The 22,719-nt window shown below is 56.8% G+C and carries 16 protein-coding genes and 1 riboswitch; of the genes, 11 read left to right on the plus strand and 5 right to left on the minus strand.

Annotated elements, in window-relative coordinates; all coding sequences use genetic code 11:
- Positions 1-10: 10 nt before the first annotated feature.
- Positions 11-2,929, minus strand: coding sequence for a valine--tRNA ligase (locus E9531_RS12265; RefSeq protein ID WP_136574055.1), 2,919 nt, complete (start codon positions 2,927-2,929; stop codon positions 11-13).
- Positions 2,930-3,017: 88 nt separating this feature from the next.
- Positions 3,018-3,752 carry a class I SAM-dependent methyltransferase gene (locus tag E9531_RS12270; protein WP_136574056.1) on the minus strand — a complete coding sequence of 245 codons (735 nt, stop codon included), beginning with the start codon at positions 3,750-3,752 and terminating at the stop codon, positions 3,018-3,020.
- A gap of 122 nt (positions 3,753-3,874) precedes the next feature.
- On the opposite strand from E9531_RS12270, the gene mdtD reads away from it, so the two are divergent.
- From mdtD to E9531_RS12295, 5 genes are all read left to right on the plus strand, one after another.
- Positions 3,875-5,302, plus strand: a complete 1,428-nt coding sequence (mdtD, locus tag E9531_RS12275) for a multidrug transporter subunit MdtD (protein WP_136574057.1) — start codon at positions 3,875-3,877, stop codon at positions 5,300-5,302.
- 194 nt (positions 5,303-5,496) lie between these two features.
- The gene (locus E9531_RS12280; RefSeq protein ID WP_136574058.1) at positions 5,497-5,829 is read left to right on the plus strand and encodes a DUF485 domain-containing protein; all 333 of its coding nucleotides are present in this window, start codon (positions 5,497-5,499) and stop codon (positions 5,827-5,829) included.
- The gene (locus E9531_RS12285) at positions 5,826-7,508 is read left to right on the plus strand and encodes a cation acetate symporter (RefSeq protein ID WP_136574059.1); all 1,683 of its coding nucleotides are present in this window, start codon (positions 5,826-5,828) and stop codon (positions 7,506-7,508) included. The genes E9531_RS12280 and E9531_RS12285 overlap by 4 nt, the downstream gene beginning before the upstream one ends.
- A gap of 102 nt (positions 7,509-7,610) precedes the next feature.
- Positions 7,611-9,557, plus strand: a complete 1,947-nt coding sequence (acs, locus tag E9531_RS12290; protein ID WP_136574060.1) for an acetate--CoA ligase — start codon at positions 7,611-7,613, stop codon at positions 9,555-9,557.
- Positions 9,558-10,033: 476 nt separating this feature from the next.
- A complete protein-coding gene (locus E9531_RS12295; RefSeq protein WP_136574061.1) occupies positions 10,034-10,672 on the plus strand; it encodes a response regulator transcription factor in 639 nt (212 codons plus the stop codon).
- On the opposite strand, the gene E9531_RS12300 is transcribed toward E9531_RS12295, so the two are convergent.
- On the minus strand, positions 10,644-14,264 hold the full coding sequence (locus E9531_RS12300; protein ID WP_136574062.1) for a PAS domain-containing hybrid sensor histidine kinase/response regulator: 3,621 nt from the start codon (positions 14,262-14,264) through the stop codon (positions 10,644-10,646). The two genes, E9531_RS12295 and E9531_RS12300, sit on opposite strands and share 29 nt — an antisense overlap.
- Positions 14,265-14,652: 388 nt before the next feature.
- Between E9531_RS12300 and E9531_RS12305 the strand changes: the two genes are divergently transcribed.
- From E9531_RS12305 to E9531_RS12320, 4 genes are all read left to right on the plus strand, one after another.
- Entirely contained in the window at positions 14,653-15,105 is a 453-nt protein-coding gene (locus tag E9531_RS12305; RefSeq protein WP_136574063.1) for a DUF441 domain-containing protein, read from the plus strand.
- A gap of 253 nt (positions 15,106-15,358) precedes the next feature.
- Positions 15,359-16,144 carry an amino acid ABC transporter substrate-binding protein gene (locus E9531_RS12310; RefSeq protein WP_136574064.1) on the plus strand — a complete coding sequence of 262 codons (786 nt, stop codon included), beginning with the start codon at positions 15,359-15,361 and terminating at the stop codon, positions 16,142-16,144.
- Positions 16,145-16,318: 174 nt separating this feature from the next.
- Positions 16,319-16,963, plus strand: a complete 645-nt coding sequence (locus E9531_RS12315; protein ID WP_136574065.1) for an amino acid ABC transporter permease — start codon at positions 16,319-16,321, stop codon at positions 16,961-16,963.
- A 31-nt stretch (positions 16,964-16,994) separates the two neighbouring features.
- The gene (locus E9531_RS12320; protein ID WP_136574121.1) at positions 16,995-17,747 is read left to right on the plus strand and encodes an amino acid ABC transporter ATP-binding protein; all 753 of its coding nucleotides are present in this window, start codon (positions 16,995-16,997) and stop codon (positions 17,745-17,747) included.
- A gap of 124 nt (positions 17,748-17,871) precedes the next feature.
- Here the strand turns inward: E9531_RS12320 and E9531_RS12325 are convergent, their stop codons facing one another.
- Positions 17,872-20,316, minus strand: coding sequence for a penicillin acylase family protein (locus E9531_RS12325; protein WP_136574066.1), 2,445 nt, complete (start codon positions 20,314-20,316; stop codon positions 17,872-17,874).
- 253 nt (positions 20,317-20,569) lie between these two features.
- The gene (gene thiE / locus E9531_RS12330) at positions 20,570-21,223 is read right to left on the minus strand and encodes a thiamine phosphate synthase (protein ID WP_136574067.1); all 654 of its coding nucleotides are present in this window, start codon (positions 21,221-21,223) and stop codon (positions 20,570-20,572) included.
- A gap of 85 nt (positions 21,224-21,308) precedes the next feature.
- A riboswitch (TPP riboswitch) is annotated at positions 21,309-21,436 on the plus strand.
- 137 nt (positions 21,437-21,573) lie between these two features.
- On the opposite strand from thiE, the gene thiS reads away from it, so the two are divergent.
- Both thiS and thiG read left to right on the plus strand, forming a co-directional pair.
- Positions 21,574-21,840 (plus strand): sulfur carrier protein ThiS, encoded by a 267-nt coding sequence (gene thiS, locus E9531_RS12335; RefSeq protein ID WP_136574068.1) that lies wholly within the window; start codon positions 21,574-21,576, stop codon positions 21,838-21,840.
- A gap of 75 nt (positions 21,841-21,915) precedes the next feature.
- Positions 21,916-22,719 carry a thiazole synthase gene (thiG, locus tag E9531_RS12340; protein WP_136574069.1) on the plus strand — a complete coding sequence of 268 codons (804 nt, stop codon included), beginning with the start codon at positions 21,916-21,918 and terminating at the stop codon, positions 22,717-22,719.

A 22,719-nucleotide genomic window follows, 5' to 3' on the forward strand; every position in this document is an offset into this window, starting at 1 on the left:
CTTCGCTGGCTTAACCCAACTTTGCCAACTGCTCGCGCAAGCGTGCCAACGTGGCGCCAAAACCGGCGACGCGCTCTTTTTCTTGCTCAATGACGGCTGGCGGGGCTTTGGCCACAAAGGCCTCGTTGCTGAGTTTGCTTTCGGCTTTTTTGACTTCGCCTTCTAATTTGGCGATTTCTTTGGCCAGACGTGCTTTCTCAGCGGCTACGTCAATTTCCACAAATAAGCACAGGCGCGCATCGCCGATCACGGCTACGGGCGCGGCGGCGGCGGCTTGGCTCCATGCGGTTTCGTCGGCAAACACTTGCACTTCGCTCAATTTTGCCAAGGCTTTGAGCGCAGGCGCTGCCGCCTGCAGGCGCGCCAGCGTGGCGGCGTCACTTGCGGTGGCGTACAACGGCACGCGCTGGGCGGGGCTGATGGCCATTTCGCCGCGCAGATTGCGGCAGGCGTCGACCAGGGCTTTGATTTGCGCGACTTCGGCCTCGGCCGCTTCGTTGATGTTCTCGGCCTGGCTTTCTGGGTAGACGGCAATCGCAACCGATGCGCCGGTTTTGCCTGCCACTGGGGCCACTACTTGCCACAACGATTCGGTCACGAATGGAATCAGTGGGTGGGCCAAGCGCAAGATGGCTTCGAGCACGCGGATCAGCGTGGCGCGGGTGGCGCGTTGCTGGGCTTCGGTGCCGGTTTGCAGTTGGGTTTTGGCGATTTCCAAATACCAGTCGCAGAACTCGTTCCAGACGAATTCGTAAATGGTGTTGGCGACGTTATCCAAACGGTATTCGGCAAAGCCTTGCGCGACGGCCGCTTCTGCCTTTTGCAGGATGGAGATGATCCACTGGTCGGCGCTGCTGCGGGCGGCGGCAATGTCAGCGGCATCAGCACCCACGCCGCAGTCGTAGCCTTCGCAGTTCATCAGCACGAAGCGGCTGGCGTTCCAGAGCTTGTTGCAGAAGTTGCGGTAGCCTTCGCAGCGTTTGGAGTCGAAGTTGATGTTGCGGCCCAGCGATGCCAGTGCGGCAAAGGTAAAGCGCAGCGCGTCCGCACCGTAAGCAGGGATACCTTCAGGGAATTCTTTCTTCGTGTCTTTGATGACTTTGGGTGCTGTTTCGGGTTTGCGCAGGCCAGTGGTGCGTTTTTCCAGCAATGGCTCAAGCGTGATGCCGTCGATCAGATCGACCGGGTCCAGCACATTGCCCTCCGACTTGGACATTTTTTTGCCCTGCGAATCGCGCACCAGGCCGTGCATGTACACGTCTTTGAAGGGCTCTTTCCCCGCAAATTGCTCGGTCATCATGATCATGCGGGCAACCCAGAAGAAGATGATGTCATAACCGGTCACCAGCACTGATGAGGGCAGGTACAGGTTGTAATCTGACAGCGGATCGTCTTTGGCTTCGTTACCCGGCCAGCCCATTGTTGAGAACGGCACGAGCGCGGAGGAGAACCATGTGTCCAGCACATCGGGGTCGCGGCGCAAAGTTTTGCCCGGCGCTTGGGCTTGAGCGTCGGCCTCGTTTTTGGCGACGTAGACATTGCCTGCTTCGTCGTACCACGCGGGGATTTGGTGGCCCCACCAGAGCTGGCGCGAAATCGTCCAGTCTTGGATGTTGTTCATCCATTGGTTGTAGGTGTTGATCCAGTTCTCGGGTACGAAGCTGGTGCGGCCGGAGTGCACGGCATCAATGGCTTTTTCGGTGATGCTCTTGCCATTCGCATCTGCCTTAGACATGGCGACAAACCACTGGTCGGTCAGCATCGGCTCCACCACTTGGCCGGTGCGGGCGCAGATGGGCAGCATCATTTTGTGCGGTTTGATTTCTACCAAGAAGCCGCCAGCCTCCAAGTCACGCACCACGGCTTTGCGGGCTTCAAAACGGTCCATGCCTTGGTAGGCGGCGGGGCCGTTTTCGTTGACGTGCGCATCCAACGTGAAGATGGTGATCAGCGGCAAGTCATGGCGCAGTGCGCAGGCATAGTCGTTGAAGTCGTGCGCGCCGGTGATTTTCACCACGCCAGAGCCGAAGTCGCGCTCCACAAAATCATCGGCAATGATGGGGATGTTGCGGTCCATCAGCGGCAATTGCACCAGCTTGCCCACGAGGTGTTTGTAACGCTCGTCTTCAGGATGCACGGCCAGTGCGCCATCGGCCATCATGGTTTCGGGGCGGGTGGTGGCAATCGTCATGCCGCGCTGCAGGGTGCCATCGATCAACTGCGGGCCGTCGGCGAACGGGTAGGTGATGTAGTGCATCTTGCCGTCCGATTCGACGCTTTCCACCTCCAGATCGGACACGGCGGTTTTGAGTTGTGGGTCCCAATTCACCAAGCGCTTGCCACGGTAGATCAGGCCTTGTTTATAGAGGTCGATAAATACTTCCACCACGGTTTTGGAGCGCGGCTCGTCCATGGTGAAGTATTCACGACTCCAATCCACCGTGGCGCCAATGCGGCGCATTTGGTTGGTGATGGTGTTGCCCGATTGTTCTTTCCACTCCCACACTTTTGCGATGAAGTTTTTGCGCGCTTCTTCAGGCGTGGGGCCCATATCGTGGCGACTGATGCCTTGGCCTTGCAACTGGCGCTCCACCACGATTTGCGTGGCGATGCCGGCGTGGTCGGTGCCTGGAATCCACGCGGTGTTGTAGCCGCGCATGCGGTGGTAGCGCGTCAATGCATCCATCACCGTTTGGTTGAAAGCGTGCCCCATGTGCAAGGTGCCCGTCACGTTCGGTGGCGGCAACTGGATGGAGAAGTTTTTACCGGCCGCTGCGGCCTCTGCATTGGGCTGGCCTGTGCCACGGTAGCCTGCACGGCCATAGCCGCGCTTTTCCCACTCAGGACCCCATTGGGCTTCGATGGCGGCAGGTTCAAAGGATTTGGCCAGGCTTTCTAGGCCGGGTTGGGCGGGGGCTTGAGTGCTCATAAATGAAGTCAACGAATGGAAAACGGCATTTCGCTGCAATGCGCCAAGGCAGAGCGAAATGCCGCTGATCAGTGAGTGGCAGTAGCCGCTATTCTAATGGCGCCTCAATAGTCCCGGCGGTAGCGCTTGCACCCCTATGTTTGTTGCATGACAGCGCATGGTAGAGCGAGACATGCCGAAACTGTGGTGATTCGTCCAAGTCGGGGCAGGTGGTGGCTTCGTGTTGGGCTATGCGCTGGTAGTGGGGGTGGTGGAAGTCGCGTACGCGTGAGTCGGCCACCAGCACTTGGCTGGCCGCTTCGCTGAAGGTACTGAGCCAGCGTAAATTGCTGCGCTCGTACAGTACATCTGCAGCGAGTATCCAGTCATAAGGCGTTGCAGGTATCGCAAAGCGCTCCGTGATTTCGAGCGAGATGCCATTGGCTGCGGCATTGGCCAGACACGCTTGCCGGGCCAGTGGGTCGATATCGCAAGCGACGACTTTTGCTGCGCCTGCGTAGGCTGCAGCAATGGCCACCACGCCTGAGCCAGCGCCAAAGTCCAGCACGGTTTTGCCCTGTACACGCTCAGGATGATTGAGCAGCCATTGCGCCATGACCAAGCCGCTGGCCCAACAAAAACACCAATACAAGGGTTCCTGCTGAATGCGCTGAACCTCTTCGTCGGTAAAAGCACGGCGCATGGGTGCAGGGTCGAGCAACCACAGCTGCAGTGGCGTGCCCGGCAAAGGGGTCAGTTTGAGCTGCGCATCGTGCAGTTGGGCACTCAAAGTGGCTTGCAGCGGTGCGATGGTTTGCTGGGCGCGATGGGGAAAAGAAGTCATGAAAGTCTCTTGCATGAATGCGCATGCGTGAAGGGGTGCAAAAAAAGCAGCGCGCCCACCCGGTGGGGATGGCTGGCACAATCTGCCGCGTTGCACCCACCGCATTTCACCACGTTCACGCCATGCCTCAAACGTCATTTACTTCTTCCGAGCGCACCTTGTTGTGGTTGGTCGCTATGGGTTTTTTCATGCAGTCGCTTGATGGCACGATCGTGAATACGGCGCTGCCTTCGATTGCAGCCAGTATGCAAGAGAGCCCGTTGCGTATGCAGACGGCGGTGGTGGCCTATGCATTGACGATGGCTGCGGTGATTCCAGCTTCAGGCTGGCTGGCCGATCGCTTCGGCACGCGGCGTATTTTTATGACCGCTGCGGCCGTGTTTGCATTGGGCTCGCTCGCTTGTGCGCTATCGACCAATTTGGGCATGCTGATTGGTGCGCGTGTTTTGCAGGGGCTTGGGGGCGCACTGCTGCTGCCCGTGGGGCGGTTGGCGGTGCTACGCAGCTTTCCAAAAGGCAAGTTTTTGGAAGCCATGAGTTTTGTGGCCATTCCCGGTTTGATGGGACAGTTGATTGGCCCCACATTGGGGGGCGTTTTGGTGCAGGTGGCTAGTTGGCACTGGATTTTTTTGATCAATGTGCCAGTGGGCTTGCTGGGGGCATTGGCGGCTTTGCGCTGGATGCCTGATTTGCGCGATGCCAAGGTGGGGCCACTGGATGGCGCAGGTTTTTTGATGCTGACCATGGCCATGGTGTGCATGTCTTTGTCGCTCGATGGATTGGGTGGGCTGGGGTTTCGCCATGTCACCGTGTTGGTATTGTTGATTGCCGGTTTGGCGGCATTGACGGCGTATTGGTTGCATGCCCATAAAGTGGCGAAGCCGCTGTTTCACCCGCAGTTGTTTTCTGTGCAGAGTTTTCGCGTCGGTATTTTGGGCAATCTCTTTGCGCGCATAGGCTCAGGGGCTATGCCGTACATGATTCCGCTGTTGATGCAGTTGAGCATGGGCTTTAGCCCTGCCCAGGCAGGCATGATGATGTTGCCTATGGCGCTGGCTAGCATGGGCATCAAACCACTGGCTACGCGTTTGATTCATCACTTTGGCTATCGGTGGGTGTTGACTGGAAATACCCTGGTTCTGGGCGCCATGATCATGGGTTTCGCCTTGATGACACAAGGCCAGCCGCTGTGGCTGCGCATTGTGCAGATGGCATTGTTTGGCGCAGTCAATTCGGTTCAGTTCACCTGCATGAACACCGTCACCTTGAAAGACCTGGAGCCGCATCAGGCCAGCAGCGGCAACAGCATGCTGTCGATGGTGCAAATGCTTGCGATGGGTATGGGCGTGGCCGTAGCGGCTGCTTTGATTGCAGGCTTTCAGCAATGGTTGGGCGTGGCTGATGTGCATGCCAGTTCCGATGCTTTCCGTGGTGCATTTGTGTGCATCGGCATCATCACAATGCTTTCGGCGTGGGTGTTCTGGCAGCTGGAATCAGACCGTGCGCAGCTTGACCCGTCTGCGGTTGAGCCCGATAGAGAAGACCATTGATGGTGTTTTGCGCAGGTGTTTTTCAACTTGTTGGGTGTGCATGCTAGAGGTTCCCCTTACGGGGCATCCCTTACAACTAAAGTCGTCTGGTGGGGATGGCGTGGTCTCGGTAAATTGTAGGTATCGGTATCTGTTTGCTGGCGCTTTGTGGGCGCTGGTTTGGCGGGCCGAGCCAATAACAAGGAGACACCAACATGAGCCAGACGAGCCAGACCACCGCAACGGATCAAGCGGTCCAGCGGATACAAAACAACCCCGCTTACCAGCGCTTGCGCAGCAAGCGCAACGCCTTTGCTTGGGTACTCACCATTTTGATGTTGGTGGTGTATTACGGCTACGTGGGCTTGATTGCCTTTGACAAAGAGTTGCTGGCCAAGCCCATTGGCACTGGCGTGACGACCTTGGGCATGCCCATCGGGCTGGGTGTGATTCTCTTTACGGTGGTGATTACCGGCATTTACGTCTACCGCGCCAATACGGAGTTTGATGCGATCACAGAACGAATCTTGAAGGATGCCGCCCAATGAAAACTCGTAGCTCTATTCCTTATGCTGCTATTTTGGCTTTGGCCACGGCCGCCATTGCAGGCAGCGCTTTTGCTGCTGGCGGTGATTTGGGTGAATTGAAAAAGCAAGCCACCAATTGGACTGCCATCACGATGTTTGCCGCTTTTGTGATCGGCACCTTGTGGATCACCAAGTGGGCAGCAGGCCGCACCAAGTCTGCCGCTGATTTCTACACGGCAGGTGGAGGTATCACTGGGTTTCAGAATGGTTTGGCGATTGCCGGAGACTACATGTCTGCCGCCTCGTTTCTGGGTATTTCTGCTGCGGTCATGGCCAATGGTTATGACGGTTTGATTTACTCCATCGGTTTCTTGGTGGGGTGGCCCATCATCACGTTCTTGATGGCTGAAAAATTGCGCAACTTGGGCAAGTTCACGTTTGCCGATGTGGCTGGTTACCGCTTTCAGCCTGGGCCTATCCGCGCTTTTGCGGCGTCAGGCACATTGGTTGTTGTTGCGTTTTATTTGATTGCACAAATGGTTGGCGCGGGGCAGTTGATCAAACTGCTGTTTGGCTTGGACTACCTGTATGCTGTGATCATCGTGGGTATTTTGATGATGGTCTATGTGCTTTTTGGTGGCATGACCGCTACCACTTGGGTGCAAATCATCAAAGCGTGTTTGTTGCTCTCTGGCGCCAGCTTTATGGCTTTTATGGTGATGAAAAGCTACGGGTTCAGCTTTGAAAAACTGTTCCAGGCTTCAGTGGAGGTCAAAGGCTCGAATTCCATCATGGGCCCCGGTAACTTCATCAAAGACCCGATTTCTGCCATCAGTTTTGGCATGGCCTTGATGTTTGGTACGGCGGGTTTGCCGCACGTGTTGATGCGTTTTTTCACTGTGCCGAATGCTAAAGAAGCGCGCAAGTCCGTGTTTTGGGCGACCACATGGATTGGTTATTTCTACATCTTGACCTTCATCATCGGCTTTGGCGCGATTGTGTTTGTGAGCACTAACCCACAATTCCTGGATGCCACTTCAGGCACATTGGTTGGCGGCAGCAACATGGCTGCGGTGCATTTGGCATCTGCTGTGGGCGGTAACGTGTTCTTGGGCTTTATTTCTGCTGTGGCTTTTGCCACGATCTTGGCGGTGGTGGCAGGCTTGACGTTGTCAGGCGCGTCTGCGGTCTCGCACGACTTGTATGCCACTGTGTTCAAGAAAGGCAAGGCCGATAGCGCTGCAGAATTGAAAGTCTCGCGCATCACCACCGTGGTCTTGGGCATTGTGGCTGTGCTGCTGGGCATCGTGTTTGAGAAGCAAAACATTGCGTTCATGGTGTCACTGGCGTTTGCGGTGGCGGCATCGGCTAACTTCCCGGTGTTGTTCCTGTCGATTTTGTGGAAAGATATGACGACCCGTGGTGCTGTGATCGGTGGTTTCCTGGGGCTGATTTCTTCTGTGCTGCTGACGATTCTCTCGCCATCAGTTTGGGAAGCCGTGTTCCATAATCCTGTTGGCTCAGCGCCATTCCCTTATGCTTCCCCAACCGTGTTCTCGATGACACTGGCTTTTGTTGGAATCTGGTTTTTCTCGATTACTGACAAGAGCGCACGTGCTGTTAAAGACCGTGCGGCTTATCCAGCCCAGTTGGTGCGTTCTGAAACTGGTTTGGGCGCATCCAAAGCATCGTCGCACTGATGTTGTTGCGCGCTTGCCTTTGCGGCAAGCGTAGCCACATCGTTGGTCACGGGTGGTTTAGCGCCACCCGTTTGTTTTCATCATGATGAGAGAGACAAAACCATGTCCCAAGAACTGTATCCCGTGAACCCCGCACAGGCTGGCCCCAACACCATCACGCCAGAAAAATACCAACAAATGTATGAGGAGTCGGTCAAAGACCCGAATGCATTCTGGGGCAAGGTTGCCAAGCGCTTGCAGTGGTTTAAAGAGCCGACCGTGATCAAAGACACCAGTTTTGATCCGAACAATTTTCATACCCGCTGGTTTGCTGATGGCGAGATCAACGTCAGTGTCAACTGCCTTGATCGTCATCTGGAAACGCGCGGTGACAAAGTCGCGATTTTGTGGGAGCCAGACGACCCGAACACGCCTGCACAAAAGATCACCTATCGCCAGCTTTATGAGCGTGTGTGCAAATTAGGCAATGCCTTGCGTAAACTGGGCGTGGGCAAGGGCGATCGTGTCACGGTTTATTTGCCCATGGTGCCTGATGCGGCCGTGGCTTTATTGGCTTGCGCACGCATTGGTGCGATTCACAACGTGGTGTTTGGCGGTTTTTCACCTGGCTCAGTGGCCGATCGTGTGCGCGACAGCAACGCTAAAGTGGTCATTACTGCTGATGAAGGCTTACGTGCAGGGCGCAAGGTGCCGCTTAAAGCCAATGTGGATGCGGCGCTCAAGAGCGAGGGAACTGACACCGTGACCAGTGTCATCGTGCTCAAGCATACCGGCGGCGCAGTGGAGATGACTGCGGGTCGCGATGTGTGGTTGCATGACGTGACAGCCAATGAGCCTGCGCAGTGTGAGCCTGAACGTATGCAGGCAGAAGACCCACTGTTCATTCTCTACACCTCTGGCTCAACCGGGAAACCCAAAGGCGTGGTGCACTCCACGGCAGGTTATTTGGTGCATGCCAGTTTCAGCCATGAGACCGTATTTGACTTGCGCGAAGATGATATTTACTGGTGCACAGCCGATGTGGGCTGGGTGACTGGGCATAGCTACATCGTTTATGGGCCATTGGCCAATGGTGCCACTTCTGTGATGTTTGAAGGTGTGCCGAGCTACCCTGATGCATCGCGTTTCTGGCAAGTAGTAGACAAGCACCAAGTCACTATTTTTTATACTGCCCCAACGGCTATTCGTGCGTTGATGCGCGATGGTGATGAATGGGTGAAGAAAACCTCGCGCACTTCTTTGCGCGTGCTCGGCTCGGTCGGTGAGCCGATTAACCCTGAGGCATGGCGCTGGTACCACGAGGTGGTTGGTGGCGGAAAATTGCCAATCGTTGATACCTGGTGGCAAACCGAGACTGGCGGCTTCATGATTACGCCCCTGCCTGGCGCCATTGCGTTGAAGCCAGGCTCTGCGACCAAGCCATTCTTTGGCGTTCAGCCTGCACTGGTTGATGCAGAGGGCAAGTTTATAGAGGGGGAGGGAGAGGGCAACCTGGTGATCGTAGATTCCTGGCCAGGCCAGGCGCGTACGGTTTTTGGTGACCACCAACGTTTTATTGACACCTACTTCAAAGCCTATCCAGGCATGTACTTCACCGGTGACGGCTGCCGTCGGGATGCTGACGGGTACTACTGGATTACTGGCCGCGTTGACGATGTCATCAACGTCAGTGGCCACCGTATCGGCACCGCTGAGCTGGAGAGTGCGCTGGTATTGCATGAAAAAGTGGCCGAAGCCGCTGCCGTGGGTTACCCGCATGATCTCAAAGGCCAGGGTATTTATGTGTACGTCACATTAGTGGCGGGGTTAGAGGGCTCTGATGAGCTCAAGAAAGAGCTGATCGCCCATGTCCGCAAGGTCATTGGGCCGATCGCCACACCGGATCACTTGCAATGGGCGCCTGCCTTGCCTAAAACCCGCTCTGGCAAAATCATGCGCCGCATTTTGCGCAAAATTGCTGAGAACGCACCAGACCAGTTGGGCGATACCAGCACTTTGGCGGATCCGGCTGTGGTGGACACGCTGGTGGTTGAGCGCCTCAACACCTGAGCGCGGTCATCGGCGGCCATCCAATAGGCGGCTGATGGCTCGTTAGCGCGGTATTGCACTACTGCACTACTGCAAAGCCCCAGGAGGCACATGCCGATTGGGGTTTTTTCATGCTTGTTGAACAGGTTTTTTGTCTGGGTGGCGGTAGATCGATAATCAAAAGGCTTGTACTTAAGGAAACGCTGATCAGTTCAGTCTGGTCCGCGTATCCCTGTTGCGGGCGATCTGGTGTGTTGTCATTTGACGTTAATAGTGTCGCTATTGCTGCCAAATGCCGCCTTCCAGTTCATCCTGATACAAGGTTTGCAGGTTCGGGGAGTTAATCAGCGTTTCCCAAGCGCTATAAGCTACCGCTATGATGGTTGCCGCGATAAAAAGCGGCCCTGTTGTGGTGTTTCATGGTGCGATCGCATCCATCATGGAATAGTCAAACGCGGACAGGCGCGGCCTACCGACCACCATGATTCGAATACCTTATGCCCACATTGTTGATTGCTGATGACCATCCCCTCTTTCGCGATGCCTTGCGCACGGCGGTGTTGCGGGTTTGGCCTGATGCAGTGATTCATGAGGCTGAACATGTGGATGGGGTGTATCAACTCATCGAGCAGTGCGCTGAAGCTGATTTGCTGTTGCTCGACTTGAGCATGCCTGGTAGTACGGGTTTTGATCCCTTGGTGCATATTCGCGCGCGTCACCCTCAGTTACCGGTGGTGATTGTTTCGGGCCATGATGATTTGCACACCATGCGCCGGGCGATGGACCATGGTGCCATGGGCTATATCCCCAAATCCTCTGATCTGGCCACGATCGGTCAGGCCTTGCAGGCGGTTTTGGATGGTGACCCTTGGTTTCTACCTCAGGCACTCGAGAGCAGTGTGGCCAGTGCCAATCAGCAAGAACAGGACGTGGCTGCGCGCATGGCGGAGTTAACGCCCCAGCAAGCCAAGGTGCTTCAAATGGCTGTTGCTGGGCGTTTGAATAAGCAAATTGCACACGATTTGGGCACGTCCGAGGCGACGGTGAAAGCGCATATGTCTGCAATTTTGCGTAAGCTCGGAGCGACCAACCGCACCGAGGCAGTGTCTATGGCCCATCGCTTGGGTGTTCGGTGAGTTTTTGACCCGCTTCGTCTTTTGGCGATGAACGTGCAGCCGCCGCCATTAAAAACGCGCGCAACGCGGCAGGTTTGATGGGTTTGGTCAGCACGGTGACGGTTTGTGCTGCTGCCATTTTTTTGAGTGCATCGCTGCCGTCAGCTGTGACCAGCGCTGCAGGCGTGTGTGGTCGCAATTCATGCAGCGCGGCCAGTGCTTGCAAGCCGTCCATGCGGTCTTGTAGGTGGTAATCGACCAACAGACAGTCAAGGCGTGGCATGTGCTGGGCATGCTCCAATGCTTCATCAACTTGGGTGGTGGTTACGCAGGAGATGTTCCAGCGCGTCAGCAATACGTTCATGCCTTGCAAAATGTCGGGGTCATTATCCAGGCACAGCACCGCCATGGCGTTGAGGGGATTGGCCACTGGTTGCGCATATGAGCCCACTGGAGTGCTGTTAGGAGCCAGGATTGCAGGAGGGCTTGATGGACACCTATCGTGTGGGGTGGTTCTGGCACGTATGACCGCACGGTCTTCACTGGCTTGTACTGATACGGCAAACCTACTGCCTTTGCCAATGGCTGAATGGGCCTGCAGGCTGTGCCCCAGCAGGCGGGCGATGCGCTGGCAGATGGATAGGCCTAGGCCGAGACCGCGACCGTCCCAGTCAAACACTTGTTGGTAGCGGTGAAACTCTTCATAGATGCGCGCCAGATGGATCTCCGGAATACCGGGCCCGGTATCCCATATCTGCACGACGATTTGGCCTTTGCGTTGCCTTGCGGCAATCAATACCCCGCCTGTTTGTGTATAGCGCAAGGCATTGGCGACAAAGTTTTGCAGCACGCGGCGTAGTAAGCGCGGGTCGCTGCGCACCCATAGCGCTGGCGCATAGCGCGGGGCGGCCAGACGCCATTGCAGCTGGCGCTTGGCCGCTATGGGGGCGTATTGGGCATGCAGTTCTTCCAGAATCGGGCGAATGTCAAAGGTTTGGATGTTGGGTTGCAGCGCACCCGCATCTAGGCGTGAGAGATCCAGGATGCCGTCTAACAAGTCTTCCGCTGCGTTCAGTGCGCTGTCTACACGTTCGGCCAGGTATTGCAGTTGTTGGGGCCGGGTTTCGTCTTGCAAGGCTGTGGCAAACAGGCGTGCGGCGTGAATGGGCTGCAATACATCGTGGCTAATAGCCGTGAGGTAGCGCGAGCGCGATTCTTGTGCGGCGGCTACTTCATGTGAACGTTCTGCCACGCGTTGCTCCAGCGTTTCATTGATATTGCGTAACTCACGTTCAGCCTGTTTGAGTTCGCTGATGTCGCTGTAGCTGGTGACGTAGCCGCCGTGTGGCAGAGGATGGCCGCGCATTTCAATGACGCGACCATCAAGCAACTCTCGCACATAGGTGTAGCTGCGGCCTGCACGCATGATGGTGATGCGTTTTTCAACCTCGGCGTCGATACGCTCGGGGGATAACGGCGCTGAGGGCAGGCCCAGTGGATTGTGTTGCAGGTTGTGGCGAATCAGACTGGCGACGTCTCGCCCCACGTACAACATACCGGCCGGGTAATGAAACAGTTGCTGGTAGCGCTGGTTCCAGGCCACCATGCGCATTTCGGCATCGATCACGCTGACGCCCGGATCGATGTTTTCCAATGTGGCTAACAGAATGTCGCGGTTGAATCGCAACTCTTGGCCTGCTTCATCGAGAACAGAGACCACGGCAGCCAACTCCATGCCTGAGCCTTGTAAGGCCCGTGTCATGACCAGTCGTGCGGAGGCCGCTCCAACGGCACCTACTAGCAACAGTTCTGTGAAGTGCACCCACTTGCGGTCAGCTGGCATTTCCGCATGAAGGCTTTGCCCCAGCTTGTGGGCGTGTTGATTGAAGGCGCGCGTGGCGGTGTCGTGACCCACGATGTGGCTGGCGACCATTTGCAGGTCTTGGATGCGCAGGCGGTTGAGTCTGGGGAGACGCTCATTGAGTGATGAATCTCGTGTAATAGGGGCGAGAAAAGGCTGTGCCTGCATCTGCTCACTCAAACCAGGACGCCAGCGCAGAGAGACGAAAACCAGCGCTGTGATGTTGGCCGCGAGCGACCAAAATGTGCCGTGGGTAAGCGAGTCCCAACCGACACTGCCAAAAAGCTGGTAGGGCCGCAGCCAGGCCATGTCCCATGGGCCATGGGCAATCCAATCGGCCCGAATCCACCCCACTTCCGCCAAGTTGGGCAGCATTAAGGTGTAGGCCCACACGGCAAATCCGGCCAGCACACCAGCCTCAACACCTTTGCGGCTGGCTGCTTGCCAGTACAGGCCTGCAATCAGTGCGGGAGCGAACTGGGCCACGGCGGCAAATGCCATCAAACCGAAACTGGCCAGTTGCACTTGATCGCTCACGCCACGAGAGTAGCTATAAGCGAGTAGGCCTAAAAGCACGATTACCGTGCGGCGCACCCACAGCACCAAGGCAGCAGTGTGTTCAATGGCCGTTTGTGAGGCGGCATTGGCAGCTGGGGCCCTGTTCCAACGCCAACGCAGCAGCAGCGGCATGACCAAGTCGTTACTGACCATGTTCGAAAGTGCAACGCTGACCACAATCACCATTCCTGTGGCGGCTGAAAACCCCCCAATGTAAGCCAGCAGGGCAAGCGTGTTGTAGTTCAGTGCCAGCGGCAAGGCCAGGACGTAGCTGTCCGGGGCAACAGCACTTTGTTGGCCGAACTGGGCCAGGCCCGCAGCGGCAATGGGCAAAACCATGGCACAAATAATGACCAGATAGGTGCCAAACAGCCAGCGCGCACGGCGAATGTCGCGCACATCGCCGCATTCCACTACGGCCACATGAAACTGGCGTGGCAGGCAAATGATGGCGGCAAATGCCAACAAGGTTTGCGCGACGAAACCAACGGGTGCGGTGTTCTCAATCAGGTGGGCAATGGCTTGCGGCGCGGTGGTGGGTGTGGTTCGTTGTGATAGCCACAGGTAGGCAAAAATGCCCACAGCTACCAAGGCGATCAGCTTGACGATGGATTCCAGCGCTACGGCCAGCATTAAGCCGGGGCGGTGTTCGGTCGCGTTGACTTGGCGTGTGCCAAACAAAATGGCAAACAGCGCCATGATGGCTGCGACGTAAAAAGCCGGGTCGCCCCAGGTGTCGCGGTTGATGTCCACGCCCGCAAGAATCCCCAGGCTGGAAACCACGGCCTTGTATTGCAGCGCCAGGTAAGGCACGGCAGCAACCAGGGCAATCAAGGTGACGAGTGCTGCCAAGCGCTGCGACCTGCCAAAACGTGAACCGAGGAAATCGGCAATGGAGACGGTGTTTTGGCTGCGCGCGATAGAAGCCAGTCGTTCCAGCATCCGCCAGCCGAGCAGGAACATCAGCAAAGGGCCTAAATAAATCGGCAGGTAGCCCAAGCCGTAACGGGCGGCAGTGCCGACTGCACCATAAAAAGTCCATGATGAACAGTACACCGCCAGAGCCAGGCTGTAGATGATGGGGCGGACGCTATCGCGTTGCATGAAATGCGCATAGCGGTCGCCCAGCCATGCCACCGTAAATAGCATGACGGCATAGAGCAGCGAAACAAGAATGACACCAATGGGCGACATAAATGGCAAAGGCTCCAAACAGTGGTGGTGGGCAAGGCAACGCGACGTTGTGCCGGTAGGGTGGGCTGCGCATATGAAATTGATGGCGCTACCGCATCGTACTACGTGAATCTGGTGCGAATACACGGGTTCACCAACGTCTTGCAGGATTAGATCGACTAACACAATCCTTGATACGTCGTTGCACAACCTTGTCGTACTACTCGTACTGCCTGCGGTTTTGCGTCTAGTCTCAACCGCAAANTAGTCGTGGGCGCAGTTGGTGGTGTTATCCTGCAGCCCGCGCGTGAACTGGCCTCACTTCTGAAGGGCAGGATGCAGCGCCGCTCCGATCACTGCGGAAGTTGGGCCGCATGGTGTTGACGGGGTAGACATAAAGGTGTCGCAGATGTCGTTTCTTGATCCTGTTGTATTGGTGTTGCTGGGCACAGCGGTGCTGGGCATCGTCAGCCATAACACGGCGGTGACCGTGGCGATGGTGATTTTGCTGGCGGTGCGCTTGACACCGCTGCATCAATTCTTTCCTTGGATTGAGAAGAATGGCTTGACGGTCGGTATTATTTTGTTGCTTGTTGGCGTGATGGCGCCGATTGCCAGCGGAAAGATTCCTGCTGAAGATTTGTTGCGCTCCTTGACGCAATGGAAATCGCTATTGGCTATTGTTGTTGGGATTGGTGTGGCTTGGTTGGGGGGGCGGGGCGTTCCCCTGATGATGAGTCAGCCGGGTTTGGTGCCGGGTTTGATGATTGGGACCGTGATCGGGGTAGCTTTTTTCAAAGGGGTTCCTGTGGGGCCCTTGATTGCTGCCGGCATCTTGGCCGTATTCATGGGCAAGTGGTAGTACGCGGGCCATTGCGTTAACGGGGGCCATGAAGTGGGCGCGGTGTGAAGGATTCGTTGTAATCTGAGCCAACTGCGGTGACAATCATGGGTTGCCGTTGTCTGTGGCTGCCAAGTGGTTTGAGAGGCAGCGAGCAGGGTGGCAGCAGATGCCGTTTGGTATGCTAGGTTGGAATTTTTGTGGGCGTGGCATGGATTGTGCTCGTTCCATCATTTCATCTCACCATCACACTAATAGGAAAATAGGAACGCACATGTTCAAAATCAAAAATCTCTTGCTCGCCCCCGTTGTGGTTGCCATGGTCGCTTCTGCACATGCCCAGACTGCAGCGCCCGCGCAAGATGCCAAGGCCGCGACGACGATTGTGGTCGGTCTGGACGACAACTTCCCACCCATGGGCTTTCGTGACGAGAAAAACGAGATCGTAGGCTTTGACATTGACATGGCCCGTGAGGTGGCCAAACGTCTGAACATCAATGCGCAATTCCGCCCAATCGACTGGAGCGCCAAAGAGGCCGAGCTCAACAGCAAGCGCGTGGATGTGCTATGGAATGGTTTGACGATCACGGAAGAGCGCAAAAAGCACATTGGCTTTACGGCGCCCTACATGGAAAACCACCAAATCATTGTGGTGTCGGCCAAGTCTGATATCACCAATAAAGCCGGTTTGGCAGGCAAAGTGGTGGGTGCCCAAGAAGGCAGCAGCGCCGTTGACGCCATCAACAAAGACGAGGCTGCTAAAACGTTCAAGCAACTCAAAACGTTTGGCGACAACATCACCGCGATGATGGATTTAGGCACAGGGCGTTTGGATGCTGTGGTGCTTGATGAAGTGGTGGGCCGTTACTACGTGGCCAAGCGCGCCAGCGAATTCAAGGTGTTGCAAGACCACTTCGGTACGGAAGAGTATGGTGTGGGCACGCGCAAAGATGATGCAGAGCTGTTGAAAAAACTTGACGACACGCTCGCGGGCATGAAAAAAGATGGCACTGCTCAGAAAATTTCTGAGCAGTGGTTTGGTGCCAATGTGATCAAGTAATCCGTGTGCCTACTGCGCCTTGTCTATGGGGCGCAGCAGTGGCCCATGCCATTGACAATGCCGAGGTGGGGCCTGCTTCACCACGGCATTTGCCTTTTTTATCTGTTGGCCTTTTTTAGTATTTTTATGCTGTGATGTGGGGCTGCTGCGCACATCACTTTTGAAGTTTCTGTCATGAACTACGTCCTCTCCATGCTGCCCGCGCTCTGGCAGGGCTTGCAGGTGACGCTGACTCTGTTCGCTATCACCTTGTCGCTGGCTATTCCGCTCGGATTGCTGCTGGCGTTGGCGCGCATTTCGCGCTTCGGGTTGCTGAGCGGTTTGGTCAACGGCTACATCTGGTTGATGCGTGGCACGCCGCTGCTGTTGCAAATCTTTTTTATCTATTTTGCGCTGCCCGGTATCGGCATCACCTTGCCCGATTTTCCGACCGCTGTTGTGGCCTTTGTGCTCAATTACGCCGCCTACTTTGCCGAGATTTTCCGCTCCGGCATTCAGTCCGTTGACCGGGGCCAGTACGAAGGCGCCAAGGTTTTGGGCCTGACCTATCCGCAAACCATGCGCCGCATTGTGATGCCGCAAATGGTGCGGCAAATTCTGCCGCCGATGAGCAACGAGACCATCACCCTGGTCAAGGACACCTCGCTGATTTATGTGCTGGCGCTCAACGACTTGTTACGTGCAGCACGCCAGATTGTGCAGCGTGATTTTGAGATCACCGCGTTTGTGGTGGCCGCCGCGTTTTATCTGCTGATGACGCTGGTGCTGACCTGGATTTTCCAGCGCTTGGAGCGACACTATGCCCGATACGACCAGTAATACCCCAGCCGCAGCGCAAGCCGCGCGCTGGATGATTCAAGCTCAGGGCGTGGGTAAATCCTTTGGTGCGCACCGTGTACTGAACCAGGTGTCGCTGGACTTGGCCCAGGGCGAAGTGGTGGCGGTGATTGGTCCTTCTGGCTCAGGCAAAAGCACATTTTTGCGCTGCCTGAACCACTTGGAAACGATTGACGAAGGCAGCATCCAGATCGAAGGCGAAGCCTTGGCCCAGCCTGATGCGACTGGCCGCAGCGCCTATGTGCCTGAGCGCGAAGTGCGCCGCATCTGCCGCAAAATGGGCATGGTGTTCCAGTCCTTCAATTTGTTTCCGCACATGACGGTGCTGCAAAACATCATTGAAGCGCCAATGACCGTCAAGGGCATCAGCCGCGACGAGATCATCCCCAAAGCCGAGCGTTTGCTCGACAAGGTGGGCTTGCTGGCCAAGCGTGACAACTACCCAGGTCGCCTCTCGGGCGGGCAAAAGCAGCGCGTGGCGATTGCGCGGGCTTTGGCGATGGAGCCCGAGATCATGCTGTTTGACGAGCCCACCTCGGCGCTGGATCCGGAATTGACCGTGGAGGTCTTGCACACCATGCGCGATCTGGCCCGCGAGCACATGACCATGCTGGTCGTGACCCACGAAATGGGCTTTGCCCGTGAAGTCGCCAACCGCGTGGCTTTCATGGACCAGGGCCAGTTGATTGAGATTGCGCCTGCGGCCAATTTCTTCACCAGCCCGCAGCATGAGCGCACGAAGGCGTTTTTGCGCCAGATGCTGTAAGCGCCTCAACGCATTTGAGCCTATCGCCATACGAACAAAGCGCCTGTTTCCAGGCACTTTGTTGTTTCTACGGTGAGGAGCAAACCCTGCTGCAGGACTGGCTCCTACCTATCGACCATGCAGATCATTCGCTGATGCTGCTGGTACGCAAGCTAGGGGCTTGGGCAATTTCCGCTTCACTGAATGGCAGGCGCACCCATTGCTGCTGGCTATAGGCCTGGCTGTAGTCGCCGTAATGCGGCGAGGCTGGGTCGTCAGAGAGCGAGAAGGTCAGGAACGAATAGGCCTCGACCCCGCTGGATGGGAAGCTCACTACTTGCATGTAGGAGTTGCCGTGTGGTTGGCCATCCATGCTGAAACCGGTCGAAGTTAGGCGCAATTCCGAGCAGTTAATGGTGAAGTAACCCACGCCACCGCAACCGCCGTACAAAGGCAGGCGCTCGCCACTGCGCGTCAGGTATAGCACTTCACCACGCGGTGCATCCAGCGCAAAACCGGAGGCTTGCACGGTCGCGACGGCCGTATCAAAGGCTTGCGCCAACTGCGCCCGTGTTGCGGGGTTGATGTCGCGCGGTGTGTTCAGCGGATCTTGGGCATCGAACGGCGTCAGGTACAAGGTGCTGCTGGCCACGCTGCCCAGGTTCATCCAGAACTCGTCCCAGAGGTGCGAGCCGCGTGAGCTGGCCGTGCCCCGGTTGTCCCAGGCTGCGAGCACTGCGCAAGCATTGGCACGCGAGGCTGCGTCATCGCCTTCGCAGACCAGGTCCAGAATTTCGTCCTTGAAACGTGTCGACTCGATGCGACTGTCCAACACCATCTGCCGCACGATGCTGCTGGTAGCCAGATTGCTGCCATAGCTATCGGTGCCTGCCAAACGCTCCAGTGCCATGCGGTGGCCCAAGCGGGTGCGCAGGGTTTGGGCTTGTGTTCCGGCTGGGCCAAAAATGCTGGGGAAACCGGTCAATGGCGCGTTGGCATTGGTCAGCCAATAGCTGTCGTTCATGTTGCCGACGTAGTCGCTGCGGCGCAGGCTCGGCATGCGCGCTGGGCCAATGGCCCCGGCTTGCACCGAGTCTGCATCGCTTTGCCAGTTGCAGGCGCTGCGCGAGCCGTCGAGCACTGGCACACCGGGCAAGGCCACAGCAGCTGCGGCCGAGAAGGGCGTGCCGCAACTGGCCAGCAGGCTTTCAGGTGCATTGGGCACGGCGCCAATATCCGCATACCAGACCTGCTCGGAGCCACGGCCTGCGGCGATGGTGTTGACCCATGGAATGGCTGATTCTTCGCGTTGGATGTTGGCAAATTCATCGAGCGAGCCGGCTTGGCTCCAGCGCATCCAATTGCGCACGGTGCGGTAGTTCAGCGCATTCACATCGCGAATCACCACGGCACTTTGCGCATTCCAGCCCAGCGCAGGATGTAGGGCACTCAGGTTGATAACCGGGCCTTGTTCGGTTGCGTACAAGGTGCGTTTGACGGTGGTTTGCCCGCCATCAACACCTTTGACGCTGACTTCGATATCACGCGCAATAAACGGTTTGGCTTGGCCATCCAAGACGTAGCGGGTTGGATCATTGGGGTCCAGAGTCATGCCAAAGAAACCAAAGCGGCGTGCGGTCGAGACCGTGTGGCTCCAGGCCACGTCGTTGTTAAAGCCAATTTGCGGAATCGGAAAACCCAGAAACGATGCACCACTGACGTTGACTTGGCCGTCGATGGTCAACTGCATCTGGTAGAAGCGGTCTACGCCTTTCCAGTACCAGTGTGGGTTGCCAAACAACACGGCGCTGCTGCCCGTGGCTTGCGGCCCAAAACCGTACATATTGCTGCCAATACCGGCATTGCCTCCAACTTGCAAGTCGGGTGTTTTCATGCTGCCGGGCGCTATCTCCATAGGAGTTGCTTGGGCTGCCGACTTGGCTGAAGATTGAGTTGCAGACGCGGCTGGCGGCTGGGCATTGGCGATCATCGCAACAAAATTGCTGTAGCCACCCGCCAGGTTGGCACCCATCACGCGACGCCACATGTCAAGCGCGGTGATCGGCTGCACCCATTCGGCGCTGCGGCAAGCGCTGTTGGCGTTGGCTTGACTGGATTTGGCTTCGGTGATGTAGCGGTTGTAGCCAGCGGCAAAGCCTTCCATCGCCTCAAGCGCATCGTTGGTTTGCGCCGCCATCATGGCTTTGACGGCCTCGTCATTGGCTACATGTTTGAAGAACAGGTCTGAGTCCAGATTGCGTGGTCGGCCAATGGTGGACGAGTAGGCCGCCAGCGCATCTGCGCCGAAATATTTGGAGCGCTCGCCCCGAAAGGTCAGGAAACCGTCGGCCAAGGTACACAGATCGTCGCTGGCTTGCGCGTAGCCCGCGCCGTAGCCCAAACCTGCCCAGTTACTGGCCTTGATGTGGGGGATGCTCATCTCGGTACGGCGAATTTCGGCGCTGTAAGTAGTGGGGTCGGGCGGTGTGCCGCCATTGTCGTCGTTGTCTGAGCCGCCGCAGGCGGCCAAGGCCAGCACGGCACCGATGGGTAAACACCATCGTGGTATGTGATGTTGTGGAAATGGCATGGTTTGTCTCCTATTTTGGTGGTTGTCGTCTCTACTGCAGGGGCTTGTTCAGTGCGCGATAGGCATCTCTGCACTCTGGTTTTAGCCCATGCAAAGTGTAGGAGTGCCAAAGTACACGCGCATGCGCGTAAACCCGCGGGAAATGGGGCGCAACAATCGCTGGGGCAAACAACCATTGTGAGCGTATGGCGCAGCGCTCAATGTTCGGCGTAATGAGGCCTGATTCTGTAGGCCTATCCCATCAAAACAGGTTTCAGCCCAATGCGGGCAGTTTCGCTTTGAGTGCCCTGGCCGCTTCGGCGGGGTCAGCTGCATGGGTAATAGCACGAACAACCACTACCCGTGTCGCACCTGCTTGCACGACGCTTTCAATGGTCTCCAGATCAACGCCACCAATCGCAAACCACGGCTTGCTTGTCGCTTGTGCCGCTTGTGCGACTTGGCGGACAACGTCCAAGCCCGTGGCGGGTCTGCCGGGCTTGGTCGGTGTGGGCCAGACAGGGCCAATGCAATAGTAGTCAGCCACGCTTTGCATCGCTTGTTGCGCTTGTTCCACGCTGTGGGTGGATTGCCCAAGCAGCACGTCTTTCCCCAGTAGTTGGCGTGCTGCGGGCAATGGTATGTCGCCTTGCCCCAAGTGCAGGATAGGGGCATGTGCCAGCAGGGCCATATCGGCGCGGTCATTGGCAGAAAATAGCTTGCCATGGCGAGCGGCTGCAGCACGCAATGCAGCAAAATAATCAAGCTCTTGCGCCGCCTCCATGCGTTTGTCACGCAATTGGATGATGTCTACGCCAGCATCAAAGACCATGCTGGCCCAGTCCTCAAACGCCTTGAGCGAAAGCCCTTGCGCATCGGTGCAGACATAAAGCTGGGCTTGGGAGAGAGGGGAGGGGATGGCGGTCATGGTGTGGTGTAAGGCATAAAAAGCCATTCTTGGTGTAGACTTGCCAGCTGATTGTAGGGGTGTTTTTCGGCCCCCTGCGCACCTCTTGTTAATGCACGGGAGCCAGTGTGACTGGCTGAGAGGGCAATGGCAGTGTCAAACACACACTGCAGCTTGCTGACCGTTGAACCTGATCCGGCTTACACCGGCGTAGGAAGCCATGCCCCATTCTGAACCTCCCCGTTGTTGTGCTCGTGTGCTGCTGGTTTCAAACCTGCGGCAGCACTGCTGCGCGTGCGTTTTGCGAGCAGGGGGCCTTTGGCGCCTTGGTCGGCATCTTCTCTTCCCCTTATTTGCCCAAGAGTTTCACTATGCCTATTGATCCTGCTGGTGTTTCTGCCAGCCTGTCCATTTCACTCAACGGTCAAGCGTACACCACACAGGCGCGCACGGTGGGCGCGCTTGTTGAAGAGATGACCGGGAGTTCAGTGAATGCCCAAGGCCTGGCTGCAGATGGCAAACGGCTGGGGATTGCCGTTGCAGTCGACAGCGCCGTGGTGCCCCGCGGCCAATGGCATACCCATGCGTTGCTCAATGGCGCAAAGGTTGAGGTGGTGACTGCCAAGCAAGGTGGCTGAACCAATACAGATCAGATGCATGGCTGCATGCAAGGCGCGGCAGCCTCATGAATTTTATACACAAGGAGATACGCTATGGCAACCCCTATCGAGAATGGCAATAGCCTGGATCAACCCCTGCAGATTGCAGGGCGCACCTTTTCTTCGCGCTTGATTACCGGTACCGGTGGTGCTACAGATTTGCAGGTGCTGGAGAAGGCGTTGTTGGCTTCGGGCACCGAGATGACCACGGTTGCTTTACGGCGCCTGGACCCGCGAGGCGATGGCGCAGCCGTTTACCAATTGATTGAGCGCTTGCAGTTGCAGGTTCTGCCGAATACCGCAGCGTGTTTCACCGCCCGTGAAGCTGTAACTACGGCAGAGCTGGCACGCGAAGCGTTGGAGACCGACTGGATTAAGCTGGAGGTGATTGCCGACGAGAAAACATTGCTGCCTGATGTGGTGCAAACCTTGGATGCGGCCAAGCAATTGGTTGCCAAGGGTTTTATTGTGATGGCCTATACGAATGACGATCCGATCGTGGCCAAACAGCTTGAAGAGCTGGGGGTGGCTGCTGTCATGCCTTTGGGCGCACCGATTGGTACGGGCTTGGGCATTTTGAATCCGCACAATATCGCCACCATTGTGGCGCGTGCCAATGTGCCCATTGTGCTGGATGCAGGTTTGGGTACAGCGTCTGACGCGGCTTTTGCGATGGAGTTGGGCTGCTCAGCCGTGCTGTTGGCCACTGCTGTGAATCGCGCCAAACACCCTGTGGTCATGGCCGAAGCGTTCCGCCATGCGGTGGTTGGTGGGCGTTTAGCATCGTTGGGGGGGCGTGTGCCGCGCCGCCACCATGCGCTGGCTTCATCCTCGCTTGAAGGGCGGGCTTATTTATGA

This window comes from Lampropedia puyangensis, assembly GCF_004833285.1.
Classification (GTDB): domain Bacteria; phylum Pseudomonadota; class Gammaproteobacteria; order Burkholderiales; family Burkholderiaceae_C; genus Lampropedia; species Lampropedia puyangensis.